Source organism: Nanhaiella sioensis, assembly GCF_046557775.1.
In the GTDB taxonomy this organism is placed as follows: Bacteria; Bacillota; Bacilli; order Bacillales; family SM2101; genus Nanhaiella; species Nanhaiella sioensis.
In genome coordinates this window covers 458,145-479,713 of sequence record NZ_JBKAEG010000001.1, presented here as the reverse complement: position 1 = coordinate 479,713, position 21,569 = coordinate 458,145, and the positions used below count along the sequence as shown (strand labels likewise).

Here is a 21,569-nt window from a genome sequence, read left to right as displayed (position 1 = left end):
ATTCTAATCTGGTGGATGTTGTGTAAGGAGATCTCCTCAAGAAAAAATAGCTTTATACCATTCAATGATACTACTATTTCTTAAGGGGGAAAGACGAGCGGTGAAAAGAGTAGACGTTGCATACGTACTCATCTTTGATGAGAATGACGAACAAGTTTTGCTGGTTAAAAATAAGGGCGAAAAGACCTCTTACTATACTTTACCAGGAGGGGCAGTAGAACAGGAAGAAACCCTACAAGATGCTGCTATCCGTGAAGTTAGAGAAGAAACAGGGTTTGTCGTAGAATTAGACGGTATATTTTCTATAAGTGAAGCATTCTTTGAAGAAAGTGGTAACCACGCTGTTTTTTTTACTTTTAGAGGAAAAATAACTGGCGGAGAAATGGGCATATCATTGCCTGAAGAGATTGAAGAAATCACCTGGATGGAATCGTCGAAAGCAGAGCAATATGTACATATTACAAACGAAAAGGGGTTGATTAAAAGTAAATCATCAGCCCCTTATTTTCTTAGAGGTAGAGTCAGTCATAAGGACTAAATATATGTTAATTGATTGGAAAAAGGTGAAGAGGAAATGGAAATAGAAGTTGTATGCTTTTTATTATCCTCTCTATCTAACCCCTAAATATAATCGAAAAGCATGATTTTTGAGCATTATCTCTAGCTTCCTTCGTTCAATTTCTTTATATATATCTATTGTAGATCCATGTTTTCCATGGCGTTTAAACCATTTTTTTAACAAGGTCATCACCCTTTGTTTTTTGATGATTTAAGTATAAACTGATGCGCCATTTTTAAATACGACCGAAAGATTGTTTAGATGTCATTCTTAAGACGGAATGTTTTCTCTTGCCAAAGGTCGATCAAAAACATGATTAAGAAGTACATAATTGGGACTTTTAAACACATTTCCTGTTAAATAAGAATGTGAATACATGTAAACTGAAAACGAACGGGCATGAGGTTTATTATAATGTGAACGCAGTCTTTGATTTAGTAAATATAATATTGAATTTCCGTGTGTTTACCCATGGAAACAAATTTCTGATAAAGATGTATATCCTTCCTATATTTAAAGAATCATAATCTAATCCAAACATTGAAATTATAAATGGAGAGGTTAATAATTTGTGGAAATGTTGAACTTAAACAGTTGTTATTAGATTTTCGAAAGAAAAAGTTGTTCTAAAAACTCATGGACTAGTTGTAACGGGGAAATGATAATCGTCATTATGATTTGGATGTCATATTTAATACATATAAAAATAGAGATATAGAATGGCATTCCAGGGGTAAGATTCAGTTTGACGAGAAAAGACTAAGGAGTCATAAGGTGATAAATGATGTCTGCTGACCTACTAAGCTACGAGTAGATCATTATCCAAGTAGAAGAGGTATGGAAATAACGCTGTTTTAATCAAAAAAACGCTCCTATTGAGCGTTTTTTTGATTGTTGGACACTTTATTAACTTTCTAATGTCTTTTTGTTCATCTTCTGAACCTTTTTAACGTTTTCAATATGAAAAGGTGAGTCAATACTTTCACTAACAATACTAAATGTATTATTATCTAAATCAAAGAACTCAAAACCTTTCATTCCCCCATAATCTTCAATATCTGTAGTTATAACACCATTACTATGAAGGTGGTCAAATACTGAATTAATATCTTCAACTACAAAATTAAAATAGACATTTTTCTTCTTCCCTTTAATGATAAATTCAGTTGGTTGTGGAGCTTCAACTTGAACAAGGGCCAATTGAGTTGAACTGTTTGGAAAATAAAAACCAGCCCCATCTTCCCATCCATCAATTTTCTTAACGCCTAAATTCTTTTCATACCACTTTGTCGCTTCCTTAATGCTAGTTACAGGGATAAATATACTTCCAACTTGCATCATCAAATCACTCCTTTTATATAAATTCCTAAGTATAACGTTTATAATGGTAAAAAGGTTACAATAATTTTATTTTTTTTGAGGGGGTTTTAGATGGTATTTGACAATTTAGCATTAACAATCACAAAACTATATAAATACTGTTTGAAATTAACAGGCTCAACATGGGTGGCAGAAGACCTTGTTCAAGAGACTTTATTAAAGGTTTATAGGCTGAGAGACTCAGAACCTAACCGAGAAATTACATACCCTTTTCTTTATACTGTGGCTAAAAACCTTTTTATAGATGAAAAAAGAAAAAAAAGAGACTTATTTTATTTCAATGAAGAGATTCATAATCAGACGAATGATTTTTTAGAATACGATAACTTGATTGAATCATTACTCGTATCTTTACCATTAAAACAAGCTATGCTCGTAACTCTTAAAGACGTATTTGGTTATACGGTAAAAGAACTAAGCTCAATGCTTCGCACAAGTAATGAATCTATAAAAACAGCATTACATCGGTCAAGAAAGAGACTTAAATCATCTCCAAAATCTAATGCAGATGTTAATGTTCAAAACCATCAAATCATTGTTGGGCTTTCTAGTGCAATAAAAGAGGCCAATGCTACCAAAATATTTTTTTATTACAGATTACTTGAAGCCCGTAACTTTAAAGTAAGGAGAAATAGTAGTCAGTCTGTATGTCATGTGGTAGATCCTGATGGAAATATACTCGAGTTTCTATCTTGTCATGATTCGAGTAGGAGAATGTGGGTTATGTGAATGTAAAAAGTCATGGATGTTATTTAGTATAGTCATTGTAATTAATTTTGGTTAGATCTTACCATATAAATTTAGCTATAGAAATTAGTGAGGACAGGGTAAATCGTTATTTCATCAAATCTTACTTTGGACAAAACGAAAGAGGCTGGGACATAACTTAAGTGTTTAACTAAAATTCCGAACAAAGTAATAACTTAGCGGATGAAATATACGTAGACTCCTGCGGGATGAAAAGCAACGGCTAGACCCCGCAGAGCGTAGCACGAGGAGGCTTGCCAGCTTCCCGCGGAAAGCGGAGTATATTTCAGGAGCGGCGTAACTAGAACTACAACCATTGTTCGGTTTCTATTTAGTTAAAATACTTTTGTCCCAGCCTCTGGGCTAGATACTTTTTTTCATTCCACAATTCGTACATTCACGTATAAAAACATAGTCCTTTGCAGAGCTTTTAAAAATGGATGAGTTACAATTATCGCAACGACCACTTACTTTGTCAGGGTATTTCTTGTAATCGTATACTATATTTAAATCTATCTCTGTATGATCTGTCATTTCATTACCTCAATCAATTATATTTTATAAATACATTTTATCAAAACTACACACAGATTTAAATATGACTATGTCTAGGATAAGTAGTAAAAAGCTTATAACAAATATTTTCGTTTAGGTACTCTTACAATGAAAATAACCATTTGAAGTAATATTATTCGATAGAAGACTACTGAATATATCGTCTACTTCACTTCTAACACGAAATTATAAAGAGCATCACCATCAGATACATTTGTATTTTCCTTATCCATCCACCATACACCGTAGCTATAATAATAAATTCCCTTGTCCATTGGTGCAAAAAAGGTGTTGTTTTCTACGATAACATCAGAAGTTTTAACACCTTCAATTTGCGTTACATGGATTTTGGTAGGCTTTGGTTCATAATGCATGACAAGCTTTACTACTTCACCTGACCTCACTTCAATAGGTGTTTCTCCTTCCCATTTCCACTGGCCCAGCTGTATCAACGCAAATGTTTGAACTTTTTGAAGTTTTCCAACAGTAACTCCCTAGTATTGTTTCATACTGTTTATTATTTATCTCAATTAGTGCAATTGGTGGCTCACTTTCAATCACTTCATTATTAGAACATGCAGCTGTAATTAGTACGAAAAAAATGATAGGAGTATACATTAGTTTTTTCATTTTTTATATCCTTTCTATTTAACTTATATAATATTTTTCGTTATAACGTATTAATAATCTGCTATACGCTAATAAGCTACACTGGATTTGATGATTAAATCATTAATGTAAAAAGAGAATTATTGTATAGATGTCAGTTTTATCACATGTAATGATCCTTATAACAAAATCTAATCTCCTGTTTCAGCCCTTGCTTCCACTAATGAAGATATAGGTTTTTCTCCTTCTTGAGTCGTGTTATGAAACCCCCTACTTTTAAACCCTTTATGACCATGTCAATTGTATAATGTAAAATACACCATATTCTATAAAAATATGTTAACTTAAGGAATTTTTTATGTTTATTTGAAATTATTTCACTCATAAACCCGTTATTATAAATGATAGACGAATCGAGAAATGCGCATGATCGTTTTATCTTGTCAGGAGGTCATTATGGAAGAAGAACTGAAATGGGTAGAAGAAGTGCTAAGTGGCAATAAACAAGTCTACGCACACATTATTAATAAATATAAAAATTCGTTATTTGCAACGATTCTACGGATGACAAAAAATCCACAAGACGCACAAGACTTAGTGCAGGAGGTGTTTATAAAGGTGTATCATCAGTTGCATAAATATGACGGCCAAGGCTCGTTTTCGAACTGGATGTATCGAGTGGCTATTAACCATTGTATAGACGAATTTCGGAAGAAGCACTATAAGATGAAGCAGGTTGAAATCAACGAAGGAGATCTATTAAACATGAATGATCCTGAAGTCATTTTTTTGAAAAAAGAGAAACAAAGGCAGCTTGAACGCTTAATCGAAACGTTACAAGAAGATGAGCGTATGGTTATTTTGTTACGGTATGTAAATGAACTCAGCTATAACGAAATAAGTGAGCTGGTAGACTTGCCTTTATCAACTGTACGAAATAAACTTCATCGGGCAAAGAGGAAGATGAGGCTTACTGTAAAACAAGGAGGGGATTACTTCTATGAATTGTCCAACGACAGATAAACTTTCTCAGTATGTAGATCAATTACTTCTGATACAAGAACACACTACAATTCAACATCATTTAAAAGATTGTGTGCATTGTCAGCATGTCGTAAATGCTTTTCAAGATGAGCAAAGATTTATAAAGGAAACATTACAAACACCTACACTACCTGATCAATTTGCTTCCACCGTTCTAGACCAGTTAGAACCATACAAACAGAAGGTTACTCGCAAGAAAAGGTCGACTAAAAAAAGAATCATGCTCACTGTAGCAGGCATCATTTTAACTGTAAGCTTAAGTGCGGTATTACAGCCTAGCTTTGCTCAATTAATTGGTGGCCTGTTTTCTACAAATCAAGTGGATGATGGCTTAAGAATGGCATCCCAAGCTGGTGTCGGTGAAAGAGTAAACCTTGAAGTTACTGATCAAAATATAACATTTAAAGTTGAAGATGTCATTGCAGATCCTTCTCGTCTAGCTATATCATATCAATTGGTAAATGAGCATGGCAAAATAATTGACTATGACATTGACTGGTCTGTCCATCCTAAGGACATGGACAATGACATTTCAGCAATCATTCAAAATGGCAAAATTATTCCTATGGAACGGAAGAGTTGGATGAAGCGTGAAGATGATTATGGGTTTATTGAATTCCCTTTAAGAGAATACGAGGAATTAGGAGAGGCGTTCACGTTAGTATTTAACATATCTAATATTAATGGTGTAAAGGGCAATTGGCAGCTAGATGTTCCAGTGGACTTAACAAGGAGTCTACAATTAACTCATACATTACCCTTAAATGATGTAAGTACTACCTATAATGGAGTGATGATCACGATGAAGGAAACACGCTATGCTCCATCATCATATGAACTACTGTATGAAACATCATTTACGGAGGAAGAATTAGCAAAGGTTGAAGAAAATATACAAAATTTTGAAGAACAGTATGGTGAAGGCATCATTAGTGATTTAACACTATATGGGTCTGATGTTAATTATCATTTGGAAAATGAAGAACATAATAACATACATGAAAATGATCGTACCTATCATGACACAATCTTCCAGGATAATTCCATAGATTCTAATTTTCATAGTTTAGGTACTTCTAACGAAGATTTAGCACTGCTTGGGCATAATGCATGGAGTACGTTTTTCACCCCACTAGGTGAGGATGAAAAACTGACTTTTGTGCTTGACGGCGTGGCAAAAACAGCCCCTTCAGATTTTTCGATAATAATTAATCCTAAAGAGTTAAAGAAAAATCCAGTTACATTTGAATATGAAGGAAACTATATGACAATTACAAAAGCAAAAAAACGTAATGAATATTCTTTGCGAAAAGCTATTATTCCTATTGAAATAGAAACCAACTTCACTATTGAAATGGAAGGTGGTAAGGATGAGCTAGCGTCTGAGTTCGTTCATTGGATAATAGAAGATGATAACGGCAATGTATATCCAACATTCGATACAAAATCAATTCTCAATAAAAAAGATAAAAACGATCGTTATAAAACTTCAATTGACATTCGAGCGTACGATATAGAAGAGATTCCAGAAGAATTCACATTACACTTACTTTCGGTTAAACGCTTTTATGAATTGGATAAACAATGGCAGGTCCCGCTTTATCAAATTGGAGAATGATATTGTAACCTTTTTTTAGAAATATAGATCATCAGGATTACAACTAGATTGAACCTCAATATTCAATACTGAATAATAAGGTTCTGACTTTACAGTGAATACTTGGTTATCATCAATTTTCATTAACAATAGCAGCTAAATTTTACGAAAAGAACTTAAGTAATAATATGACTATAAAGTTTTTTAAAAAAAGTTGTAAAGATGTTACGATAGCTGTTGTTTACATGTTTGTATCAGTTCCTGCCGGTCTTTTTTATTTTATAAAGTGTTGTATTGTTTGGGATGCTAGGATATCAACCCTAAAAGTTATATTTGTTCATCACCTAGTCAGTTCATTGCAAAAGAAATATAACAAAATTGTTTGATCTTTGTATCTAGGAATGTAGAGTCGTTTTGTTGAAAAAGTGAAGGAACGCCCAATAAGTAAGATTGAAGATGAGGAACGATTATGCAAAGTTATTTTTATAATATTTAACTTGGTTGCCTTAAATATGAATTAAAGTCAAAGCAATTCGTTTCAAAGACAGGTAATGTTACAAGCTACAAGACAATATAATAAAAGAGATCATGAAAGGTTTGACACAATAAACTTGATCGCCAACATTTACAGAATGTTTTAGATTAAGTAATAACTCTGATATTACAGAGGAGAAATATCATCTTTGAATGGGTTTTATAATGGTGGATATTAGAAAACAATCATATAAGTTACTCATTCTTATTCCTAAGCCCTGTTTCATCAGCTTCCCTAAGTCAAAGTTATGAGAGTTATGCGAAGACTTTACCTTTAATAAAAATAAAAGCTAAAATAATAAAACCCCAAACATGCTTCTAAAATTACTAGTTTGGGGTTTCTTTTATTTATATTTTTTCTTTATGTGATCGAAAGGCAGCGTTCTACATTCAAATTAAAACAAGGAAGTGACTTGAATGAAAAAGTTAATTAGATTAACGTTGTTTTCCATTTTCCTCATCAGCTCAGTTGCTTGCAGTAACGAAGCTGTAAATGATGAAGAAGTTCATGAACTTGTTATGGCATACAAAAAAGAGCAGTACACTATAGAAGACCCGTCTGCACCCCCTTCAGAGTTTGAAATTTCCGAAAATGTTAGTCACTATTTATCTGAAGATGCTTTATATGAACAAAATATAAATAGAATCTTTGATATAGCCCCTAAAGTTGCAAAAAAGCTAAACCAAAAAATTGAATTAGTAGATGTAGTACTTGTAAAAGGTGAAGAAGATGAAAATAGCAATATAGATTATGATTATACGATAAAATTAAAAATCGGTACTGATGAGATTATTGAAGTAAATGGACATGTAACAATATCTAATGACAATGGTTTGAAGATCATGAGCGACTTTGATCACTTTCGTCATATAGGAGCTAGGTTTATGAATAAATAAGTGTATTAAGCGAGACTAAAGAGTTTAAATCGTAATTGTCTATTGAATGGCACGAAATGAGGAGCAAATTTATCTTGTTATTTATGAGTTTTATCACAGTAGTATGATCAAATGCTCGTTTTAGCATAGATGTCGAAGAAAATAGTTTTTCTCCACAATTTCTTAATTTTCTGGATTGGTTGTTTATATATTTTGATTCACCAAAGCAAAGACACTAAGCGGCATCACTTTAGAATAGGAATAAAGCCTCTGGATCTTGTTGGTAAGATTGTAATAAAAAATTTACTAGCGAAGATGGTGGCTGAAATATGATTATAAGATATCCCCTAGCTAAAGGTGGTTCGACAATATTTTCATGTTGAAGAACCGTATTTAAGAGAGGGTTTAGGGTGAGATAGACGTGATAACGATTATCCCATCCTATTTGTGCGCTGTAATTTTTGGGTGAAGTTCGTGATGCAAAAAGAAAAACTGAATGCTTTTGGTTATGTTTCAGGTGTGGGCTTACAACATGGTTATATGGAAGTATACTCGTACATCCTGAATAATGTCAGGGTATTGGTCAAGCTTTAGTAAGAGTATGATTGAGAGAGTCAGAACGGTTTGGCTTGGGTATCATCACTTTAACACATAGCAAAAAGCATTTGAAATTTCATTGAAAATGTGAATTTACTCCTTGTTAGGGCGGGATATGGGTAAGCAAAAAGATTGATAATATTTACAACTGATTTGTAAAGAAAGCGGGGTTCAAATGTAATGAAAGGCAACGGATTGTCTGTCATCATATAACTTAAGTATTTATAACGAAAGTAAGTAGATTGACAGCTAACACAAAATCTCATGTCTATCAGCAACTTAGTTTAAAGTTTAAGAAAATCCTATTTTCGATCAAATAATATTGATGTGAGCATATGTCCTTTCACCGGGAATTTGCTGTTTTTGTAATTGCAAATATTAGGTTCCGAAGGAATATGTCGATATGTTTTTGTTTTTAATAGGGTGATCTATTCGATGATGGCATGCATATAAATATTTTGAAGTTCTGCTCATGACAAGATCGAATCATTCTATAGTTTATTCCTTAATATCATTTAGAATGAGGAAATCAAGTTTTGGTTCCAATGTCTTCATCAAATACATTTAATAGTTTTTTAGTGCCATATTCCATATTAACAACGACTGGTTTAAGGTCATTTTTCGACAAAAAAAGTCATAAAATTTGCAAAAAGAAGAAAAATATTAATTTACAATATTTTCAGTAAATAATATAATAGTTTCAGTGGGCTAAAACCACTACATACAAAAAATTACATTTAGGGGGAGATTCAATTTGAAGAAGACAAAGCTGTATTTGCTTCTCACATTGCTGTTAGCATTCACTATGGTCTTTGCTGCATGCGGAAATAGTGAAACAACCTCTGAGACAGAAGAGGTAGCAGAAAGTAACGAAACGACTGAAGAATCAGAAGAACAAACAGAAGAAGAAACAGAAGCGAATGAAACAGGACTTGCAGAAAATCAAGTTTTACGTGTGAATAATAATTCAGAGCCGAGTACTTTAAATCCTGGCTTAGCAGAAGATACAACTTCTTCGGCAGTTTTATTACAATCATTTGAAGGTTTAACGCGTGTCGGTAAAGAAGGTAAGCCTGAGATGGCAATGGCCGAGGATTATGAAATGTCTGATGATGGTCTTACTTATACGTTTAAACTTCGTGATGGCCTAAAATGGTCTAATGGTGACGCTTTAACAGCACATGATTTTGAATATGCTTGGAAATGGGTGCTACAAAACCCTGAAGCAAACTATGCTTATATTCTTGATTATGTAAAGAATGCTGAAGCAGCTAGAAATGGTGAAGTTGACCTTTCTGAAGTTGGTGTTAAAGCACTTGATGATCTGACTCTTGAAGTTCAGCTAGAAAATCCAACTGCTTACTTCTTAGAGCTTACTGCATTTTATACTTATTTCCCAGTGAATAGTAAAGTTTCAGAAGCAAATGCTGACTGGGCATTAGATGCTGGACCTGATTACACTTCAAATGGTCCTTTCAAACTAGCATCATGGGAGCATAACGATATAATTGTACTGGAAAAGAATGAAAATTATTGGGATGCAGATTCAGTAACATTAGAAACAATTGAGATCATTATGATTAATGATCAAAACACTGAATTAACGATGTTTGACAATGATGAGTTAGATTGGGCGGGTGACCCAACTGGTAGTTTACCTTCTGAGGCATTACCAAGCCTTAAAGAAGCAGGTATTTTAAATGTTAAGCCTATTGCTGGTGTATATTGGTATAAATTTAATACTGAAGAAGCACCATTTAACAATAAGAAGATTCGTAAAGCGTTTGCGTATTCAATTGACCGTAAAGCAATTGTTGAAAATATAACACAAGGTGGAGAAGTTCCAGCCTTTGGTATCATTCCACCATCTATCTTCCCAGAAGCAGCTGAAGGGGGATATTTTAAAGATGCGGATTATGAAACTGCTAAACAATTGTTGGAAGAAGGTTTAGCAGAAGAAGGCTATGCAAGTGTAGAAGACCTTCCTGCTATCGAGCTTTCGTACAATACGAATGAAACACATGCTAAAGTTGCACAAGCAATCCAAGATATGTGGAAGAAAAATCTAGGTGTAGAAGTGGAATTATTTAATCAGGAGTTTGCCGTTCATCTTGATGCAATGGATGCGGGTAATTACCAAATTGCTCGTTTAGGATGGCTAGGAGACTTTAACGACGCAATGAACTTCTTAGAAATATATAAAGAGGTCGGCGGAAACAATGATACTCGATGGGAAAATGATGAGTATAAAAAGTTATTGGATGATTCTAACAAAGAGACAGATCCTGCAAAACGAAAAGAGCTTTTAAGCAAAGCTGATGAACTTATCATGGAAGAAATGCCAATTGCTCCAATCTATTATTATACAAATGCGTATGTGAAGAAAGACAACTTAAAAGGCGTTGTAGTTTCTGGATTAGGAGACGTACAATATAAATGGGCATATTTCGAAGCGAAATAACCAATCGATAAATGATAGTGACCGATATATACTAGAATAAAAGTTAACTAACGAGGGTGACTCATAAAGATCCGACCATGAACCCATTTATTGTATATAGGGAATGTTGCCCGGATACTATACAATAATTGGAGTTAGTAGGTCTGACCTTTAGCTTTGAGTCACCTGTTTTTATAGTTCAAGTTAATGTTGCGGAGGTGTACAACCTTGTTTAAGTATATTTTAAAACGTCTTGGATTTATAATAATTACTCTTTTAGTAATTATTACTGTAACCTTTTTCCTTATGAAAGCAGCACCTGGAGGACCATTTACCTCAGAAAAGCCACCACCACCTGAAATTTTAGAAAAACTTAATGAATATTATGGTCTTAATCAGCCTTGGTATGCTCAATATTTTGATTATTTAGTTTCAGTAGCTAGCTGGGATTTCGGTCCATCCTTTAAGTACAACGGACAATCTGTAAATGATTTTATTAATGATGGATTCCCTGTATCATTAATACTTGGACTGGAGGCTATTTTTCTAGCATTGGCTTTTGGAGTATTATTTGGAGTTATTTCAGCTCTCAGACATAATAAGTGGCAAGATTATTCCGTGATGGTCTTTGCAGTATTAGGAATATCAGTTCCTAGCTTTATCATTGCGTCAGTCCTACAATATGTATTTGCGATGAAATTAGGGCTATTTCCAGTGGCTAGATTTGAATCATTTTCTTACCATGTTTTACCTGCAATTGCTTTAGCGTCGACACCGCTGGCGTTTATTGCGCGACTTACTAGGTCAAGTATGCTTGAAGTCTTAGCTTCAGATTATATAAGAACAGCGAAGGCAAAGGGCATTAAAAATACCGTTGTCGTCGTTAAGCATGCCATTCGTAATGCCTTAATGCCTGTTGTTTCCTATATGGGTCCACTAACTGCTGGGATTTTAACAGGTAGCTTTATTATCGAGAGTATATTTGGTATTCCTGGTTTAGGTAGCCACTTCGTTCGATCGATTACAGATCGTGATTATACAACGATTATGGGTGTAACTGTGTTTTATAGTATATTGTTACTCGTTTCAATCCTCTTAGTAGATATATTATATGGATTAATTGATCCTCGAATTAAACTGTCTCAAGGGAAAGGGGATTAATATGGATAGACAAATAGAAGAATCACAAACGATACAACAAAACTTACCTAAAGAATTATTCGAACGAACTAAATCTGAAGCACATGAAGCAGAAAAATTAGGGAAAAGCATCACATTTTGGAAAGATGTTTGGCTGCGCTTTAAAAGCAATAAATTAGCTGTATTCGGCATTTTTTTATTGTTCATACTCGGAATTATGGCCTGGATTGGTCCAAGCTTGACCCCATATGATTATGCGTCAAATGATTTAACCCAAGCGAATAAAGCACCTTCAAGTGAACATTGGTTTGGCACTGATAGCTTGGGGCGTGACGTGTTTACTAGAATTTGGCATGGAGCACGAATTTCATTGTTTATCGGTTTAGCAGCTGCAACAATTGATTTAATTATCGGTATCATTTGGGGTGGTTTAGCAGGTTACCTTGGCAAACGAACGGATGAAATATTAATGCGTATCGCCGATATTTTAACAGCTGTTCCATATTTGTTAGTTGTAATTTTGCTAATGGTCGTATTAGAACAAGGCTTAACAACAATGATTATTGCGATGTCTATAACCGGTTGGATTAATATGGCTCGAATCGTTCGTGGGCAAGTCCTTCAACTAAAATCTCAGGAATATGTGCTAGCAGCTCAAACGTTAGGTGCAAATACGAAAAGAATTATGGCTCGACATTTAGTTCCTAACTCAATGGGACCCATTTTAATTACAATGACATTAACGGTTCCTGCAGCGATCTTCACTGAAGCTTTCTTAAGCTATTTAGGTCTTGGTGTACCAGCACCACTCGCTAGCTGGGGAACGATGGCAAGTGAAGGTGTACCAGCAATGAAATATTATCCGTGGCAATTATTCTTCCCGGCTATATTTATATGTTTAACCATTTTTGCTTTTAATGTTGTTGGAGATGGCTTACGAGACGCACTTGATCCACGACTACGAAAATAGGGGGGAGAAAAATGAAGCCAATTTTAGAGGTAAAGGATTTAGCAATTTCTTTTCACACTTTTGCAGGAGAAGTAAAGGCAGTCCGTGGAGTAAATTTCCACGTGAACAAAGGAGAAACGCTAGCTATCGTTGGTGAGTCAGGTTCAGGGAAAAGTGTGACAACACAATCAATTATGAAGCTTATTCCAACACCTCCTGGTGAGTATGTACGGGGCTCAATCATGTTTAATGGTGAAGACATTGTCCAAAAAACGGAGAAACAGATGGAAAAAATCCGCGGTAAAGATATTGGGATGATTTTCCAAGATCCGATGACTTCATTAAACCCGACGATGAGAGTCGGACATCAAATCATGGAAGGGCTAATCAAGCATCAAAGCATGTCTAAAGCTGAAGCAAGGTTGGAAACGATTAATTTACTAAACATGGTTGGAATTCCAATGCCAGAGAAGCGTGTGGATGAATACCCTCACCAATTTAGTGGTGGTATGAGGCAGCGTGTTGTCATTGCGATTGCATTATCATCTCGTCCAAAACTATTGATCTGTGATGAGCCTACAACTGCTCTCGATGTGACCATTCAAGCACAGATTCTCGAATTATTAAAGGATTTACAAGAAAAGATGGATATGGCAGTTATATTCATTACCCATGATCTAGGCGTCGTAGCCAATGTAGCTGATCGAGTTGCGGTTATGTATGCTGGGCAGATTGTTGAAACTGGAACAGTAGATGAAATATTCTATAGTCCTGAACATCCATACACATGGGGGTTATTAGGGTCAATGCCAAGTCTTGAAGGCAGCGAGGATGAACTTTACGCGATTCCTGGATCACCACCTAATTTAATTAATCCACCAGTAGGAGATGCGTTTGCATTGAGAAGTGAATACGCGATGAAAATTGATTTTGAAATGGAACCCCCTATGTTTAAAGTATCAAATACTCACTATGCAAAAACATGGCTATTACATGAAAGCGCACCGAAAGTTGATCCTCCTGAAATTGTGAAGAGAATGAAAGTGCACTATAAATCTTTCAAACGCAGTCATGAAAGAGGGTAATTGAAGATGAACTTAAAAGAAGAAAAGCTGTTGGAGATACAAGACCTTAAACAACATTTTAAAGTTAGCAAAGAAAATACAATAAAAGCTGTTGATGGTATTTCCTTTGATATATATAAAGGTGAAACGTTTGGCTTAGTTGGAGAATCTGGTTGTGGGAAATCTACAACAGGGCGGACAATTATTCGCTTATACAACGCAACAGATGGTAAGGTATTTTATAATGGTGAGAACGTCCACGGGAAGAAGTCAAAAAAGGAATTAAAATCTTTTAATAGAAAAATGCAGATGATCTTTCAGGATCCATATGCGTCACTAAATCCACGCATGAAAGTATCTGATATTATAGCAGAAGGAATTGATATTCATGGTCTCGCTTCTTCTAAACAAGATCGGATGAATAGAGTCCATGAGTTATTAGAAATCGTTGGACTTAATCGTGAGCATGCGAGTCGTTTCCCACATGAATTCAGTGGTGGACAAAGACAACGTATAGGGATTGCAAGGGCACTAGCAGTAGACCCAGAATTTATCATTGCAGATGAGCCTATTTCAGCGTTGGATGTGTCTATTCAAGCCCAAGTCGTGAACTTGATGAAAAAACTTCAGAAAGAAAAAGGACTTACATATTTATTTATTGCGCATGACTTATCTATGGTCAAGTACATTAGCGATCGAATCGGCGTAATGTATCGTGGGAAAATTGTAGAGTTAGCAAAGAGTGATGAACTGTATAGCGATCCAATTCACCCTTATACTAGATCACTATTATCGGCAATTCCATTACCAGATCCAGATCATGAGCGCTCTCGTAAAAGAATAATTTATGATCCTCTCCAGCATAATTATGACAAAGAGACACCTACAATGAGGGAAATAAAACAAGGGCATTATGTTTACTGTTCGGAATCAGAGTATAAGCTGTATAAGGACAGATCGTAATTTATAAAGAGAATGATCTCTACATAGAGGTCATTCTTTTTTGAAGGCTGTTTTCCCAATGATTGCTGCTTTTCAGTCTAAGGTATATGCAATCCATATTGCGTATATGGCATCTTAAAAGCAATAAACCATTGTAAAAATTAACGATACTAATATTCTACTTATTGCTTAAGTAATTCTAAATTTTTCCTTAAGGCCCTTTTGTAAACTTTGTTGTTAATTATACAAAATTACCACGGTAAAAAAGAAGTCTTATGTGATTCTCTTCATAATATAGCAGATAAGATGCCGCGAAACTACAGTTGTATCCATGTTTATCTATTAGTACGAATAACAGCAATAAAATGCGGAAACAGCATGAATTGAGTAAATATTAAGAATTATTTGGTATAATTTATAATAAGTAGTAATTTTCTCTCATTCAAATGTGTTAGACAATATAATACAAAAGAGAAAATCACAATAGCTTAACTATAAAGTGGCCCTGAAAAACGAACAATTTTCTTTAGATTACGGGACTACCAACTACTATTTATATGATAAATGTTTTGGTTGGGGTCACTAGTTTCTTCTAAAATTTAAATATATCTTACATCAAACAAATAATGTTAGGTTATTTATATTTAAATTTTATGCCTTAGTTCCTTTAACTGACAAAAAAGATCCTTTCAAGGTATAATATTCCATAGTGGAGTGGTATCATGTTAGCTAATATTTTATCAATAGATTATAAAATAATAGTTTAAAAGGTGTAAAGCATGCATGTGCACACAAAAGGTTGAAAAGATTGTGATATCATTCCTAAAAGAATAAGTATAAACAAAACTATGGATTTGAATTTTCTATGGGTTATAAGGGGAGTTAAGATGATTATCAGACCAATTGAAGTAAGCGACGCAGAAAGCTTTTTAGAACTAAGTAAACGAATTGATGAATCAGGATTTATGTTATATGAACCTGGGGAAAAAGCGACCACACTTGAACAACAAAGAAAGTTTATAGAAAGTATTATAGCTGAAAAGAACTCTTTATTCCTAGTAGCAGAAGTAGAGCATAAATTAGTTGGATTTATGAGTGCATTTGGAGGTAAAGTTAAACGAAAGAAACATTCCGCATATCTTGTTTTAGGTGTACTTGATGATTTTCAAGGACGAGGCATAGCATCAAGTCTATTTAATAGTGTATTCGATTGGGCTAAAGATAAAGGAATATCTAGGCTGGAACTCACAGTTGTAAAAGACAATATAAAGGCACTTAACTTATATAGAAAAATGGGATTTGTTATTGAGGGTGAAAAAGTGAATTCATTAATCATAAATGGTCAACCTATGAACGAATATTATATGTACAAGTTACTATAACACATAGATGCTATCCTTTACATGAACTTAGCTATTAATATTAACAACAATAATTCATAATTTGTATTACTGAGCAAATAAGTAGATATAATAAAATATAAGTAAAGCCATTGTTGAGTTTATTGCTCAATCGTGGCTTTTATGCTTTTTGTCAAGGGTTATCTATAAATCATCATACATTTCATTTCTAATGCTGTTTCGTATTCATTAATGTCTTTCGTATAAGGAAGTCAATACAAACTCAACAAGAATCTATGAGTAGTTTTATGTACCGTGAATTCATAACAATTGTATATGTCTATTTTAGCTAGGGTATTTTGTAATCCTTAAAAAAGTTTATGAACTATCATTGTATTCTTTATTGAATTATGAGAATATATTAAAAATAATTAGGCATGTATAGTACATAAATTTTATAAAGGAGAAAGTGTATGAACAATTCGATACAGGATATGCTCAATCAATATAGTGAAAAACAACAGAACCGTGGCAGACTTTTAATTAGTTGTGCAGACAAGCAAGGGATCGTAGCGGCAGTTTCAAAGTTTTTGTTTAACTATGGTGCAAACATTATTGAATCAAGTCAATACTCAACAAATCCAGAAGGTGGCGTCTTTTTTATTAGAATTGAATTTGAATGTCCAGACTTGCTACATAAAGGGAGTGTTATGAAAAAGCAGTTCCAAAGCATTGCTGATCAATTCTCCATGGAGTGGCAACTTACATTCGTTCATGAATTAAAGAAAACAGCCATTTTCGTTTCTAAGGAGCTTCATTGTCTGCAGGAACTTTTATGGGAATGGCAAAATGGGGATTTGATGACGAATATTGCGTTAGTCATTAGTAATCATGAAGATGCAAGGGAAATAGTCGAATCTTTAGATATACCTTTCTATTATATCCCTGCAAGTAAAGACAATAGGAAAGAGGTAGAAAGTACTCAGCTTCAATTGTTAAAAGAGTATGAGGTAGATCTGATAATTTTAGCTAGGTATATGCAAATATTGACATCAGACTTTGTTGAATCATATCCTAATCAAATCATTAACATCCATCATTCGTTCTTACCAGCATTTGTCGGAGCAAGACCGTATGACAGAGCATACCAAAGAGGTGTAAAGCTCATTGGAGCTACATCCCACTATGTTACGAATGACCTTGATGAAGGACCGATCATCGAGCAAGATATTATGAGAGTAAACCACCGTGATAATGTTGAGTCCTTGAAGAAAATAGGCAGTTCTATTGAAAGAAGTGTTCTTACTCTAGCAGTTAAATGGCACCTAGAAGATCGAGTGATTGTTTACAAAAACAAAACCATTGTATTTTAAAATTTTGTAGTAGTTAACGTAGTTGACTACATATGAATGTTAAGGTTGTTATTATAGAGAGAGGTGAGAATCAGCACCTCTCCTCAAAATGTTGTTAAATAGCTTTGACTACTGTTGCAAGTATGACAACCAGTAGTATAAATAACACAAGAATTAACGCAAACCCAGTACCCACTGAGTCACCAACAAGGACAGGTTGATTGTAACAGGGTGCAGAATTTGTACAACCTCTCTCGTAGCCGTATCTGTAGGCAGAGTGTCTAACATCAGGTACAGCCCCGTAGTTGTATCCAGTATATCCTTGAGCTCCCCCATAATTATGCATAAACTAACCTCCCTTTCTTCTCCATATATGTGTATGAAAGAATGGGCAAATTGTCTATAAGAATACAGATTATTTATATTTTATTGATGATCCTTCATTACAACATGTTGAATATATATATATTATTAAGTCGAATTATGTAACTGCTACAACCTCTAATTTCTTCCATGTCAATACAATTAATCCGTGAAAAAATTCACAATGTCGTCAATAACGATCCGTTATATACACCATATTAATAGTATAATTGGTAATAAATAAACAATTAATTCTTATTTTCTTACTCTGAGTTGTGAAACAATTCACAAATGAAATCGCTTTAATGAAAATTTAATGATAATAATGGAGGAAGTTAACATGGACAAAATGAGCACAATGATAAAAGAAACTGCATGGGAGAATTTTAACGAAGGAACTTGGATGCATGCCATTGATGTAAGAGACTTTATTCAAAATAATGTGACACCATATACAGGTAATGAAGATTTTCTTGCTCTTCCAACAGCAAAAACATCTAGCTTATGGGAAGAAGTTTTAGAGTTAACGAAAAAAGAACGAAAAAATGGTGGTGTACTGGATGTTGATACTAAAACAGTATCTACCATTACTTCTCATAGGCCAGGATATATAAATAAAGATTTAGAAAGTGTTGTTGGTTTGCAAACTGATGCACCGCTAAAGCGCTCTATACAACCATTCGGTGGTATTCGAATGGTGAAGGATGCATGTAACGCATATGGATTTACGCTTGAACCAGAAGTAGAGAAAATTTTTACTGAGTACCGCAAAACCCATAACCAAGGAGTATTTGATGTGTATACTCCTGAAATGAGAAAGGCTAGAAAAGCTGGGATCATTACTGGACTACCTGATGCATATGGGAGAGGGCGAATTATCGGTGACTACCGTCGAGTAGCTTTATACGGTGTAGATCGATTAATGGATGAAAAAAGAAAAGCCCATGCCAAACTTGAAAATGATATGATGAGTGACGCAGTGATTCGTGATCGTGAAGAAATTTCTGAACAGTTTAGGGCATTACAAGAACTGAAGGATATGGCAGCTTCTTACGGATTTGACATTTCTAAGCCTGCCAAAAATGCACGCGAAGCAATTCAATGGTTGTATTTTGCCTATCTTGCTGCGATAAAAGAACAAAATGGTGCTGCTATGAGTCTAGGGCGCGTCTCAACATTTTTAGATATTTATTTTGAAAGAGAATTGAATAATGGGACGATGACTGAGTCAGAGATACAAGAGACAGTTGATCATTTTGTTATGAAGCTACGGATGGTTCAATTTTTACGTACGCCAGATTACAACGAATTATTTAGCGGTGATCCAACGTGGGTCACAGAATCAATTGGTGGCATGGGTTTAGATGGACGTCCCCTTGTGTCGAAAACATCATTTAGATTTTTGCATACGTTAGATAATTTAGGACCAGCTCCTGAGCCGAATTTAACAGTATTATGGTCGACAGAGTTACCGGAACATTTCAAGCGTTATTGCTCTAAAATGTCTATTAAAACAAGCTCCATTCAATACGAAAATGATGATCTAATGCGTGAAGAATATGGTGATGACTATGGGATTGCATGCTGTGTGTCTGCCATGAAAATCGGTAAGCAAATGCAATTTTTTGGGGCTCGTGCGAATTTAGCGAAAGCTTTATTATATGCAATCAATGGTGGGATTGATGAAAAGTTAGGTGTGCAAGTGGGACCTAACTTTGAACCGATCAAAGCAGATATTCTAGGTTATGACGAAGTGTTTGAAAAATATGATAAGATGCTAGATTGGCTTGCAAAATTATACATGAATACATTAAATGTAATTCACTATATGCATGATAAATATTCATACGAACGGATTGAAATGGCTCTACATGATGAAGAAATATTACGAACGATGGCATGTGGTATTGCTGGGTTGTCTGTTGTAGCAGATTCATTAAGTGCCATTAAGTATGCAAAAGTGCGTCCAATTAGAAATGAATATGGAATCGCTGTAGATTTTGAAATCGAAGGTGACTACCCTCAGTTCGGAAACGATGATGATCGAGTTGATTCAATTGCAACAGAGTTAGTTGAGAATTTCATGAATAAGTTACGCCAGCACCCGACTTATCGAAATTCACTGCCTACTCAATCCATTTTAACGATCACATCAAATGTGGTGTATGGTAAAAAAACAGGTACAACTCCTGATGGTAGAAAAGCTGGTGAACCATTTGCACCAGGAGCAAACCCTTTACATGGACGTGATAAAAAAGGTGCATTAGCTTCGCTGAATTCAGTAGCTAAGCTTCCTTACGATGACTGTTTAGATGGAATCTCCTGTACTTTTTCAATGGTTCCAAAATCTCTCGGAAAAGAAGCTGACACGAGAATAAGTAACCTTGTTTCGATTTTAGATGGTTATATGAGACAAGAGGGACATCATATTAATGTAAATGTATTTGAAAGAGAGCAATTACTAGATGCAATGGAGCATCCAGAAAAATATCCACAATTAACGATTCGTGTCTCTGGCTATGCCGTAAACTTTATTAAATTAACTCGTGAGCAACAGATAGACGTAATTAATAGAACATTCCATGAAAGTATGTGATCAGCATGAAAGGACGAATTCACTCAGTTGAAACTTGTGGTACAGTAGATGGACCAGGATTGCGTTATATCGTATTCACACAAGGCTGTCCGTTACGTTGTATTTATTGCCACAACCCAGATACTTGGAAAGTAGCTGGAGGTAAAGAAGAAGATACGAATGACTTAATTGAAGATATAAAAAAATATATGTCCTATATGAGTTTTTCAAATGGTGGTGTTACTGTAAGTGGTGGAGAACCACTAGTTCAAGCTGATTTTATCATTGATTTATTTAAAAAATGTAAAGCACTTGGCATTCATACTGCATTAGATACAGCGGGATCTGTAATACCTGCAAATATAGACGAGATCTTAGATTTAACTGACCTTGTTCTTCTGGATATTAAACATATAGATGAACAAAAACATCAAGACATTACAGGTTTATCTAATAAAAATACGATTTCATTTGCAAACCGTTTAAATGATAAGGGAATTCCTATATGGGTTAGGCATGTGCTCGTTCCAGGGTATACAGATCAGGAACAAGATTTAGACCGACTTGGACAATTTATAGGTACGTTATCGAATGTTGAAAAGGTAGAAATACTACCTTATCATAAAATGGGTGAATATAAATGGAAAGCACTTTGTTTGGACAATGAATTAATTGATACAAATCCACCTTCAGCCGAAGAGGTTGACAAAGCATACAAAATAGTTACATCGTACTCACCTACACTTATGAAATGATTAAAAAAAGAAGTAACACTAAACATCGTGTTACTTCTTTTTATGATGATGACGTTAGTTGGGGGATAAATATGTGCAATTGATCCATAAAGCTTGAAATTTGACCGATAAATGTGTGGAATTGACCCATAAAGGTTAAGAATTGACCGAT

General features: G+C 34.6%; 19 protein-coding genes. 14 read left to right on the top strand and 5 right to left on the bottom strand.

Annotated elements, in window-relative coordinates:
• The first annotated feature begins 100 nt into the window (after positions 1 to 100).
• A complete protein-coding gene (locus tag V1503_RS02175; RefSeq protein ID WP_410624468.1) occupies positions 101 to 538 on the top strand; it encodes an NUDIX hydrolase in 438 nt (145 codons plus the stop codon).
• A 927-nt stretch (positions 539 to 1,465) separates the two neighbouring features.
• On the opposite strand, the gene V1503_RS02170 is transcribed toward V1503_RS02175, so the two are convergent.
• Complete coding sequence (locus V1503_RS02170; protein ID WP_410624466.1) at positions 1,466 to 1,900, bottom strand: VOC family protein; 435 nt, start codon at positions 1,898 to 1,900, stop codon at positions 1,466 to 1,468.
• A gap of 90 nt (positions 1,901 to 1,990) precedes the next feature.
• Here V1503_RS02170 and V1503_RS02165 point away from each other — a divergent pair, with 90 nt between their 5' ends.
• On the top strand, positions 1,991 to 2,668 hold the full coding sequence (locus tag V1503_RS02165) for an RNA polymerase sigma factor (RefSeq protein ID WP_410624464.1): 678 nt from the start codon (positions 1,991 to 1,993) through the stop codon (positions 2,666 to 2,668).
• A gap of 381 nt (positions 2,669 to 3,049) precedes the next feature.
• Here V1503_RS02165 and V1503_RS02160 read toward each other — a convergent pair whose 3' ends face one another.
• The 3 genes from V1503_RS02160 to V1503_RS02150 all read right to left on the bottom strand — a co-directional run bounded on the left by V1503_RS02160 (position 3,050) and on the right by V1503_RS02150 (position 3,871).
• Positions 3,050 to 3,220, bottom strand: a complete 171-nt coding sequence (locus tag V1503_RS02160) for a DUF8096 family protein (RefSeq protein WP_214484047.1) — start codon at positions 3,218 to 3,220, stop codon at positions 3,050 to 3,052.
• 185 nt (positions 3,221 to 3,405) lie between these two features.
• Entirely contained in the window at positions 3,406 to 3,645 is a 240-nt protein-coding gene (locus V1503_RS02155) for a hypothetical protein (RefSeq protein ID WP_410624462.1), read from the bottom strand.
• A 1-nt stretch (position 3,646) separates the two neighbouring features.
• Entirely contained in the window at positions 3,647 to 3,871 is a 225-nt protein-coding gene (locus V1503_RS02150; RefSeq protein WP_410624460.1) for a hypothetical protein, read from the bottom strand.
• A 435-nt stretch (positions 3,872 to 4,306) separates the two neighbouring features.
• Between V1503_RS02150 and V1503_RS02145 the strand changes: the two genes are divergently transcribed.
• From V1503_RS02145 to purU, 10 genes are all read left to right on the top strand, one after another.
• Entirely contained in the window at positions 4,307 to 4,873 is a 567-nt protein-coding gene (locus tag V1503_RS02145) for an RNA polymerase sigma factor (protein WP_410624458.1), read from the top strand.
• Positions 4,851 to 6,512 carry a DUF4179 domain-containing protein gene (locus tag V1503_RS02140; RefSeq protein WP_410624456.1) on the top strand — a complete coding sequence of 554 codons (1,662 nt, stop codon included), beginning with the start codon at positions 4,851 to 4,853 and terminating at the stop codon, positions 6,510 to 6,512. The genes V1503_RS02145 and V1503_RS02140 overlap by 23 nt, the downstream gene beginning before the upstream one ends.
• Positions 6,513 to 7,442: 930 nt before the next feature.
• Entirely contained in the window at positions 7,443 to 7,922 is a 480-nt protein-coding gene (locus tag V1503_RS02135; protein WP_410624454.1) for a hypothetical protein, read from the top strand.
• A 1,381-nt stretch (positions 7,923 to 9,303) separates the two neighbouring features.
• The gene (locus V1503_RS02130; RefSeq protein WP_214484056.1) at positions 9,304 to 10,959 is read left to right on the top strand and encodes a peptide ABC transporter substrate-binding protein; all 1,656 of its coding nucleotides are present in this window, start codon (positions 9,304 to 9,306) and stop codon (positions 10,957 to 10,959) included.
• Between the two features lie 207 nt (positions 10,960 to 11,166).
• Positions 11,167 to 12,099, top strand: coding sequence for an ABC transporter permease (locus V1503_RS02125; RefSeq protein WP_320259619.1), 933 nt, complete (start codon positions 11,167 to 11,169; stop codon positions 12,097 to 12,099).
• A 1-nt stretch (position 12,100) separates the two neighbouring features.
• Entirely contained in the window at positions 12,101 to 13,048 is a 948-nt protein-coding gene (locus V1503_RS02120) for an ABC transporter permease (protein WP_410624451.1), read from the top strand.
• A gap of 11 nt (positions 13,049 to 13,059) precedes the next feature.
• Positions 13,060 to 14,112 (top strand): ABC transporter ATP-binding protein, encoded by a 1,053-nt coding sequence (locus V1503_RS02115; RefSeq protein WP_410624449.1) that lies wholly within the window; start codon positions 13,060 to 13,062, stop codon positions 14,110 to 14,112.
• A 6-nt stretch (positions 14,113 to 14,118) separates the two neighbouring features.
• Positions 14,119 to 15,054 (top strand): ABC transporter ATP-binding protein, encoded by a 936-nt coding sequence (locus tag V1503_RS02110; protein ID WP_410624447.1) that lies wholly within the window; start codon positions 14,119 to 14,121, stop codon positions 15,052 to 15,054.
• Between the two features lie 866 nt (positions 15,055 to 15,920).
• Positions 15,921 to 16,415, top strand: a complete 495-nt coding sequence (locus tag V1503_RS02105; protein ID WP_410624445.1) for a GNAT family N-acetyltransferase — start codon at positions 15,921 to 15,923, stop codon at positions 16,413 to 16,415.
• A 431-nt stretch (positions 16,416 to 16,846) separates the two neighbouring features.
• Positions 16,847 to 17,746, top strand: a complete 900-nt coding sequence (gene purU / locus V1503_RS02100) for a formyltetrahydrofolate deformylase (protein ID WP_410624443.1) — start codon at positions 16,847 to 16,849, stop codon at positions 17,744 to 17,746.
• Positions 17,747 to 17,840: 94 nt separating this feature from the next.
• On the opposite strand, the gene V1503_RS02095 is transcribed toward purU, so the two are convergent.
• On the bottom strand, positions 17,841 to 18,071 hold the full coding sequence (locus V1503_RS02095; protein WP_214481913.1) for a YjcZ family sporulation protein: 231 nt from the start codon (positions 18,069 to 18,071) through the stop codon (positions 17,841 to 17,843).
• Between the two features lie 366 nt (positions 18,072 to 18,437).
• Here V1503_RS02095 and pflB point away from each other — a divergent pair, with 366 nt between their 5' ends.
• On the top strand, positions 18,438 to 20,684 hold the full coding sequence (pflB, locus tag V1503_RS02090; protein WP_410629366.1) for a formate C-acetyltransferase: 2,247 nt from the start codon (positions 18,438 to 18,440) through the stop codon (positions 20,682 to 20,684).
• 5 nt (positions 20,685 to 20,689) lie between these two features.
• Entirely contained in the window at positions 20,690 to 21,418 is a 729-nt protein-coding gene (gene pflA, locus V1503_RS02085) for a pyruvate formate-lyase-activating protein (protein WP_214481915.1), read from the top strand.
• Positions 21,419 to 21,569 lie beyond the last annotated feature (151 nt).